Below are 7,344 nucleotides of genomic sequence, written 5' to 3'. Positions count from 1 at the left end.
CCCCATGGTTAGGGTGAGACTTTATTTTCAAGGATGAAACTCTATTTTCGGGGATGACACTTTATTTTCATCCCACAGCTGCGTATTCCCACGCATGGCGATCACTCAATAACATCCATATCGATCAGCCAATAACATCCCAAATCGGACGCCCCTGGTACACATTGCGGAACGAGGTGTTTGGCCTGACGTTGTCTCTTACATCATGAGTAGCCAACTTCGCGTTGATGGCGGACAGCGAGCACCACGATGACATCCGGTTCAATGCGATAGCGGGCTAAATAGCCGCTGTCACCAAAGGGGATCACCCACTCACGAAACGCCTCTGGCAGTCCTTCTATGGGGCGGCCCATTGAGGGTTGGGCTGCGAGCTGGCGTAGGGACAGCTGGATTGTTGTTGCGGCCCGCTGTGCGACCTGCGGGCTTTTAGGGCGCAGGAATTCACGTAGGCGTTGCAGGTCTCGCAGGGCGGCAGGGGCAAAGATCACTGGTGGCATGCAGGAGGCGCTCCTTCGGCATCAGTGCCCCAAGAGGCTAGCCACTGATCCACATCTTGAGCGGTGGCATACTGGCCGGTCTCCTGGAACTCCTGCCAGGCCTCCAGAGTGTCGCGGTGGAAGGTCTCGCGCAGTTCTTCGCGCTCGACATACTGGCTGATGGCTTCGCGCATGAGCCAATGGGCTGAGCGTTCGCGGGAGGTTGCCAGGCGTTTGATGCGTTCCTGGGTATCGGCGTCGAGTTTGATCGAGACCGGTTTGGATTGTGTGGGCATGGTGGTACTCCAAGGTAATACCTGTGATTACCCATAGCATACCATTGAGCCCGTTTTCTTGATCAGGTTTTTGGGCTGTGAGGGCTTCTGGCGTCCAGCCAGGACAGCGAGGGGTGGCAGCTATTAGCGCTGATCTCTTGAATCAAATACTCATTTGATGTTTTACTCTTTTACTTATTCACTTGGTTGAGTTAAGAGGTGGGCATGCTGGTTATATCGGTGTTGAACCAGAAAGGAGGGAGCGGCAAAACCACAATTGCCACTCATCTAGCGCGAGCCTTTCAGGTGGCTGGTCACGATGTGCTGTTGATCGACAGCGATCCCCAGGGAAGTGCAAGAGATTGGTCCGCAGTGCGTGATGAGCAACCGGTGCCAGTGGTGGGGATAGATAGGCCAACCATTGAACGCGACATCAAGGCGGTGTCCCACAAGGACTTGATCGTGATCGACGGTGCTCCGCAGGCCGCTGACCTGGCGATATCCGCGATCAAGGCCAGCGACTTGGTATTGATCCCAGTACAACCCAGCCCCTATGACATTTGGGCTGCGTCTGATCTAGTGGATTTGGTTAAGCAGCGCATCGAGATGACAGATGGCCGCCTCAAGGCGGCGTTCGTGGTGAGTCGGGCCATCAAGAACACCAAGATCGGCGCTGAGATCAGAGAGGCGCTGGAAGGATATGGTCTGCCGGTATTGGCGGCGAGAGTGACCCAGAGTGTTGCTTATCCGAGCACCGCAGCGGCAGGCACCACCGTGCTTGATGTTGAGCCTAACAGCAATGCAGCCCAGGAAATACGGGGCTTGGCAGATGAAGTATTGGCATTACTCAAATGAGTTAATGAGGGTGTAAGTAAATGAGTATGTTGAAGGCTGGCCGTCCCAGCAGCGAAAAACGGGCAATGACCATGGGGGATATCGCAGGATCCGAGAAGATGAAGCGGGTTAATTTCGACCTGCCGGAGGCGCTACATACCAAGCTGAAAATGCATGCTGCCGCGCAGGGGAAGTCCATCAAGGACATCATGACAGACCTAATCGAAGCCCTGTAGTGAGTGATTGATATGCAACTATCCTGTCGGGATAGTATTGAATATATGAGTTTTTTTTTTGCAGTAGCTCGCACTAAAAAGCGTTGATCCATCTGTTAGATCAACGCTACCCTGTGCGCCAGAAACGAAAAAACCGCCTTGGCGGGCGGTTTTTTCGAAGGTACTCGGAGTTGGCGCTCTTTGTACCTGGTAACGGCTCCGTGCGGGAAGCAGCTACCCAAAGACCTAATTAGTTTAGCGGCCACTGGGCCATTCAATCAAGCTTTTCCCGCTACGAGACCCGTTACCGAAGGCCACCACCTTTGGCGCTTTGTCGTACCCGCACGGATTGGAAGCATGAGTTTGTTGCCGTGTGTGGGTGTGGTTGGTCGGGCAGAACGGGGAATCCTCACATACTGCCCAGCGTGCGACCGCGCACCACAGCCTCCCACGGCTCGCAACCGTGGGGCATCAGCCAACAGAGCGTAACGGGGAACCAACCACGGCCAGCTCTTTAAACACGGCGCGGCTGTCCGGCCCACAGGCGGGGACTAAAGGCGATGCAGCAGGACGGGGTGTGTCTCTGAAGCGCGTGAGGGGGAGCCGCCGCAAGCGGCCTCAATAGTTCAGAGCAAGGCGAGTCCTATCTTGTGTAACTACGTCATTTTTAACGTAGCCAAACAGGAGGGCTCTCCTATCTTGAAGCGCAGCGAAAGATAGGAGAGCCCGGCAGATCGGGGAGCATTGCGACCGCCTTTTTCGCGGGCCCTCGGGCCCTGGTCTTTTCCTGGCTTTAAATCGATAGAGAGGATCTTGGCGAGGGGGGTAACTGCGCCCGTCCGTCCAGCAGGGGCTCGTCCCCTGTGGGCGGCAGCAGTTATCCCCGGAGCGGGGGTTGGTGTTTTGTCATGAGGTGTCGGGGCTCAACGACTGCTCAGATCGATCTCGATACGCCGAAAGCCAATGCCATTGGCGGTGTTGGCGGCGGCATCGATGCTCTTGAACACCCGCCAGCCCCCGCGTTGTCGTTCCAGGACAATGGTCTCGCTCTGTTTGCCGAACTTCACCAGATGCAGATGGTAGCCAGCCCCCATCGGGGTGGGGGCGATCAGGGCCTTGGCAAACCCACCTTGGTCAAACGTCCACTTCGCTTGCAGTTCTTCCATATCAAAACGCGCCTTTGATTAATCAAATTTACAAAATGATTCTAGCACAGCGCCGTCTTTATACCAGCGGTGGCTTCGGCGGTTCACCTGGCCGTTCCAGTAGCGCCCAAAGGAGGCAGAGTGCGTACCAATGATCCTGTCGTGTCCGATCTGCCAGCTGTGACTGGCGAGCCCAATAACGGTGGATGTGTGCCCGCCCTATCTGGGGCGGTTGGCGCACCCCCGGCTCGTATTGACGAATGTCGAGCAGGATGGCGATCAGCCGTTTGACCATGGCGCGGCGGCTGGTTTTGCCGCCGTGTCGCAGGTAGGTATCGACCCGTTCCCTTACCCATTGCTCCATGTGTCCTCCTTATCCCAGGTACGCGTTGGTCACGTCGATCCGCCCGTGCCCCAGTTCGGCGGCCACCTGCTCACGGGCCTGCAAATCCAGCTCCCGCGCCGCCGCGACCTCGATCCCCAACTGGGCGGCTAAAAACCGATGATGGTCGGCACCGTGACCGATCCCGGCCGCGACGGGCGCGGGGGCACCCACCAGGGTTTCGTACCGTCCCTGGGCGTAGGCGTGTCGTTCGCCGTGCGACCGGATGCCCGCGCTGCGCAGCTCGCTATAGGCAGCCGTCCTAAAGTCCTTGTAGGACATTGAGGGCGGGATCAACGAGCGGCCCTCCTGTTGGGCGGCGGCCTGGGCCAGTGCGTGGTGCTGGGCGGGTGATTGGCAGGGAACCTGCCGCACGAGCCCGCCCTTGGTGCCGTCCTCGATGCGGATCTGGCCGTGCCGTTCGGCCTGGGCAAGCGCCCGTTGGGCGTCGAGTTTGGCCGCCTCCTCGAACCGCAATCCCAACGAACGTTGGAGGCTCAGCAGGGCTCCCACCCGCTCGGAGACGGCGGCCACGGCGGTGTCGTGCTGGGACACCGGCACGGCATGATCGGTGGTAGCGATCCCGCTACGGGTCGGCAGCCCCGCCTCGCGCACGGGGTCGAGCCGCACGGCCCGGTCGCCTCGGGCTATCTCCATGACCCGGTTAACGGCGGAGAGCGCATTTTGGGCGGTGGCGGGGCTGATCTCCCCCTGCTCCAGCCGCGCGATCAGGTGGGCGGCATAACCGCGCAGGGTGGCCGTCTCGATGTGCCGCATGTCCCTGATCCCCGCCTCCTCACGCGCCCAACTGGCGAACTGGCCCCAGCGATCGGCCATCGTGGCGATCGAACTGTGGCTCTGCATTCCCTCGCGCAGGGCGCTGCGCCCGGCATAGCCCATATCCCGGCTGCCGAGGCCAAAATTTCGTGAATCGGGGTTTGCCCGATCACATCTCGCCATATCAAATCTCCATATTGATTGATTGAAATTACGTTTTGATGCCCCATCCCCTGTTCCTGGTGGTGAGTGTTTTGCACCTGTTTTCGACTGTGCGTGTCGTGGGGGGCTTTTTTTTCTACATCTCCTTACGCGGTGAGCGTGATTGTTCCGCAGAGCGGAGGGGGCTGCTATGGCAGGGGGCTCCTGCAAGCAGGGCGCGGGTCGAGATCGACTGCGCCGAGCGTCCGGCTGGCCTGTTTTCGTGCGTTTTCGTGCCAGTGAGATCTGGCGGCATGGCCCGAGGGCTAAGGGATAGCGCTGGGTTGGCGCTGGCCGTCTCTGTCAAACAGAGACGGCAGGGGGGGGGGCTGGGTATCATCGCATCGCATCTCATCGGCTACCCGGTGGGAGGCAGTGGCCGCAAGGCTCCGCCGGAGGCTTATTCGTGCGTGGCGTGATCCTTAGAGCAAGGAATACCTGAAAAGGTGTTGGTCTATAAAGTAAGAAATGCCTACAAGGTGCTAGTCTATAAAGTAAGAAATGCCTACAAGGTGCTAGTCTATAAAGTAAGAAATGCCTGCAAGGTGCTAGTCTATAAAGTAAGAAATGCCTGCAAGGGTTACTGAGTCGTTAAACGCATAAATGCGCAGATGCGTGTTGCAGTCGCATAACACTGTATTGCAAGGTCTCCATCTTTAGATTTCGACCGTCCACATCCACCCGTGAGTTTCAGTGCGCCCGAGATTATCCAGTTGAGCTCGACTGGCGAGAAATATTCAGTTATTGCATTTTGTGCAATAAAAGAAGGGATTTCTCAGTTGGGGAAATCAGAAAAATCAATTGGAATAGGAATCCGCTTTGCGTGGCAGCCACTCGGTACTGGCTGTGTTTGGGGAAATTCAGGCATGACAAATCGCCCCAGGGACCACATGTCCCTTGAGGACGTCATGGTCGTGAGGTGATTCGACAGCGCAAAGCGAATTACACACTCGAAAGTGATTTAGGCCGGGCTGTTAGGCTCGGCGAGCTAGTGATTAGGCCCCACAGGGATAAATCACCTTAAATCTGCATCCCTATCCTGTCAAGCCTCAGCCCGTGCGGCCTCCTGCTCGTCTGGCGTCCCTGTGGCGTAGATCTGGGCCACTCACCGCCCAGTTTGGCCGAAACCGGATAGGCCAGAGATCGCGGCCAAAACCTCTCCCAAACCGTCGCAAACTTTCAGCCGCCAAACCGCCTCGGCAGCCCTGCCTGAGCACTCTAAATGGCCCCTCTGCTGCCAGAACGGGGCGAACGGCCCGTTTTCCCTGGTAAAAAGGCCAATTAAACATAATGGGCATTATGCACGGTGGTTTGGCTGTCGCGGCGATGCACTTTTGTTCGTATGGTTCAGTGTCACTGGTGACGAAAGCATTTGAGTTCGACCCAGTCGTGAGTTCATCCCCGCCTATCAATTTGTGATACTGACCCATCAAATCGTTAATTTGAACTGACGAGGCGGGGTTGCTTAATGCAAACCCCGTCAGACCTTACCAGTCAATGCCTGATTTCCTTGGTAACGAGACGGATTGCCCAGGTGTTATGGAGCTGACTAGCGCGACTTAATTTATTAAGCTAAGGGTGGTTTGGACAAGTCTCGCTCTGTTTGCAGGACTTATCTCTTCACACGCACCATTATTCGCCATCGCCTTTCCAGTATCTCGCGCTTGTTTCATCTTGCCTGCGATTTCTTTTTGTATGCTGGGCTCACCTATAAGGCCGGCTCTTGCTATATCCATACTGATCCAGTGGTCTAGTTTACTTATTGACGCCATCGCCATGCCGTCGTTAATAATTTCGCAGGAATATCCCATCTGTATTTGCTGAATTAATTCAATGTACGGGGCGGTATCCTCTCTAATCAATGCCTTTGCATCTTCAATTTGTCTATTTTGCGACTCAAGGTATTCGTTATATCGTTTATCATTTTCTTTTTTCAACTCAACGTACTGGTTATACTCTTTATCTTCTTCACTCTGTTTTTTCTCAACGCCTCTATCCCAGGTGATGTCGCATATTCGAACTTGAACCCTTGATAACTTATATGGGTTGTCTGGTAGGGCAAAGCCATCTTTGCAGTAACTGGGTTGCTTTTTTAGCGTAGCGTCGGCTGCTTTGATGGATTCGCACTCTTTGCCTGACAGGCCAGCGCAGTAGCTTTCGCTTGCCTGGGCATTACCAAGTACGGCAGGTACAGTGTCGACAGGTACAAATTTGTTCTCGTGGCTTTCTGGGGCGGTTAGCGCATCACCTTTTGGTGTCGGCGTGCCAATTGTTGTTGGGATTCCATTGCGGTGGATGGCTTCATATATGGCAAACGCAGAATCATACCAAGCAGTCAGGCACAGGGTGTTTTCACATCTCTCACGAGACAACCATAGCGCGTTTTGAATGCTTGAAAATGCTTGCTTATCTTGAGTTGCAGCCTTTGCCTTCTTATATAAGGCAGAAAGTAAGTCGTCCTTTTTGGATAGCTCTGGTTTCGAGCAAATTTCTTTTTCTGAATAACTGCGAGCCTTGGAGCAATCAAAAGACGCGGCATGTACCGATACAAAAGGAACCGCAATTAGAAATAATGAAATAATTATCTTATTCATTTTATTCGTCTCATACCCAATGAGATTTCATCATACAGGTGAGACGATGAATGCCAATAGTGAGTGGTCGTGTCACCTGTCTTTTTTGATACCAAAGCGCTCCGTGGATAGACCCTGCGGGTGTGCTATGGCTTGGCCGCTGAGTGGTCGACGTCAACGCCAAATTTTCTGTTGATCGACACCGCGCAGAAGGGGCGTTACGGTAAACCGGCGCCTCTTTTTGCTTTCTGATCAACCCGTGTGGTTCAAAACGTATACCATCAGAAACCCAAGGTATATGAGCAGTTTTTCATTTTTAAAGCTTATGAATCAATTGCTTACGGTGCAAATCTGTCAGGCCAGGAACCTCACAGATGCAGACCTGCTGCTGTGGGATGAAAATAAAGTTTCACCCTATAGATGGACAGATGCCGCCTTTTAGGCGGCATCTTGTTCACATTCACGA

General features: G+C 54.8%; 8 protein-coding genes. 2 read left to right on the top strand and 6 right to left on the bottom strand.

What is annotated here, in order from left to right:
• Positions 1-203: 203 nt before the first annotated feature.
• On the bottom strand, positions 204-497 hold the full coding sequence (locus tag PG888_RS22005) for a type II toxin-antitoxin system RelE/ParE family toxin (RefSeq protein WP_101617266.1): 294 nt from the start codon (positions 495-497) through the stop codon (positions 204-206).
• A complete protein-coding gene (locus tag PG888_RS22000; protein ID WP_101617265.1) occupies positions 485-772 on the bottom strand; it encodes a CopG family ribbon-helix-helix protein in 288 nt (95 codons plus the stop codon). The genes PG888_RS22005 and PG888_RS22000 overlap by 13 nt, the downstream gene beginning before the upstream one ends.
• 204 nt (positions 773-976) lie before the next feature.
• Between PG888_RS22000 and parA the strand changes: the two genes are divergently transcribed.
• Together parA and PG888_RS21990 are read left to right on the top strand one after the other, a co-directional pair.
• Complete coding sequence (gene parA, locus PG888_RS21995; protein ID WP_182935892.1) at positions 977-1,606, top strand: ParA family partition ATPase; 630 nt, start codon at positions 977-979, stop codon at positions 1,604-1,606.
• A gap of 20 nt (positions 1,607-1,626) precedes the next feature.
• Positions 1,627-1,821 (top strand): plasmid partition protein ParG, encoded by a 195-nt coding sequence (locus tag PG888_RS21990; protein ID WP_171270182.1) that lies wholly within the window; start codon positions 1,627-1,629, stop codon positions 1,819-1,821.
• Between the two features lie 902 nt (positions 1,822-2,723).
• Here the strand turns inward: PG888_RS21990 and PG888_RS21985 are convergent.
• From PG888_RS21985 to PG888_RS21970, 4 genes are all read right to left on the bottom strand, one after another.
• Positions 2,724-2,966: a plasmid replication protein RepB gene (locus PG888_RS21985; protein WP_103859311.1), complete on the bottom strand. Its 243-nt coding sequence runs from the start codon at positions 2,964-2,966 to the stop codon at positions 2,724-2,726.
• Positions 2,967-3,024: 58 nt separating this feature from the next.
• Positions 3,025-3,309: a hypothetical protein gene (locus PG888_RS21980; RefSeq protein ID WP_128274411.1), complete on the bottom strand. Its 285-nt coding sequence runs from the start codon at positions 3,307-3,309 to the stop codon at positions 3,025-3,027.
• A 9-nt stretch (positions 3,310-3,318) separates the two neighbouring features.
• Positions 3,319-4,287: an integrase domain-containing protein gene (locus tag PG888_RS21975; RefSeq protein ID WP_236277422.1), complete on the bottom strand. Its 969-nt coding sequence runs from the start codon at positions 4,285-4,287 to the stop codon at positions 3,319-3,321.
• Positions 4,288-5,864: 1,577 nt separating this feature from the next.
• The gene (locus PG888_RS21970) at positions 5,865-6,899 is read right to left on the bottom strand and encodes a lysozyme inhibitor LprI family protein (RefSeq protein ID WP_270694374.1); all 1,035 of its coding nucleotides are present in this window, start codon (positions 6,897-6,899) and stop codon (positions 5,865-5,867) included.
• Positions 6,900-7,344 lie beyond the last annotated feature (445 nt).

It is taken from the genome of Aeromonas sp. QDB23 (assembly GCF_027707745.1).
Classification (GTDB): domain Bacteria; phylum Pseudomonadota; class Gammaproteobacteria; order Enterobacterales; family Aeromonadaceae; genus Aeromonas; species Aeromonas allosaccharophila.
This window is presented reverse-complemented; position numbering and strand designations above follow the sequence as displayed.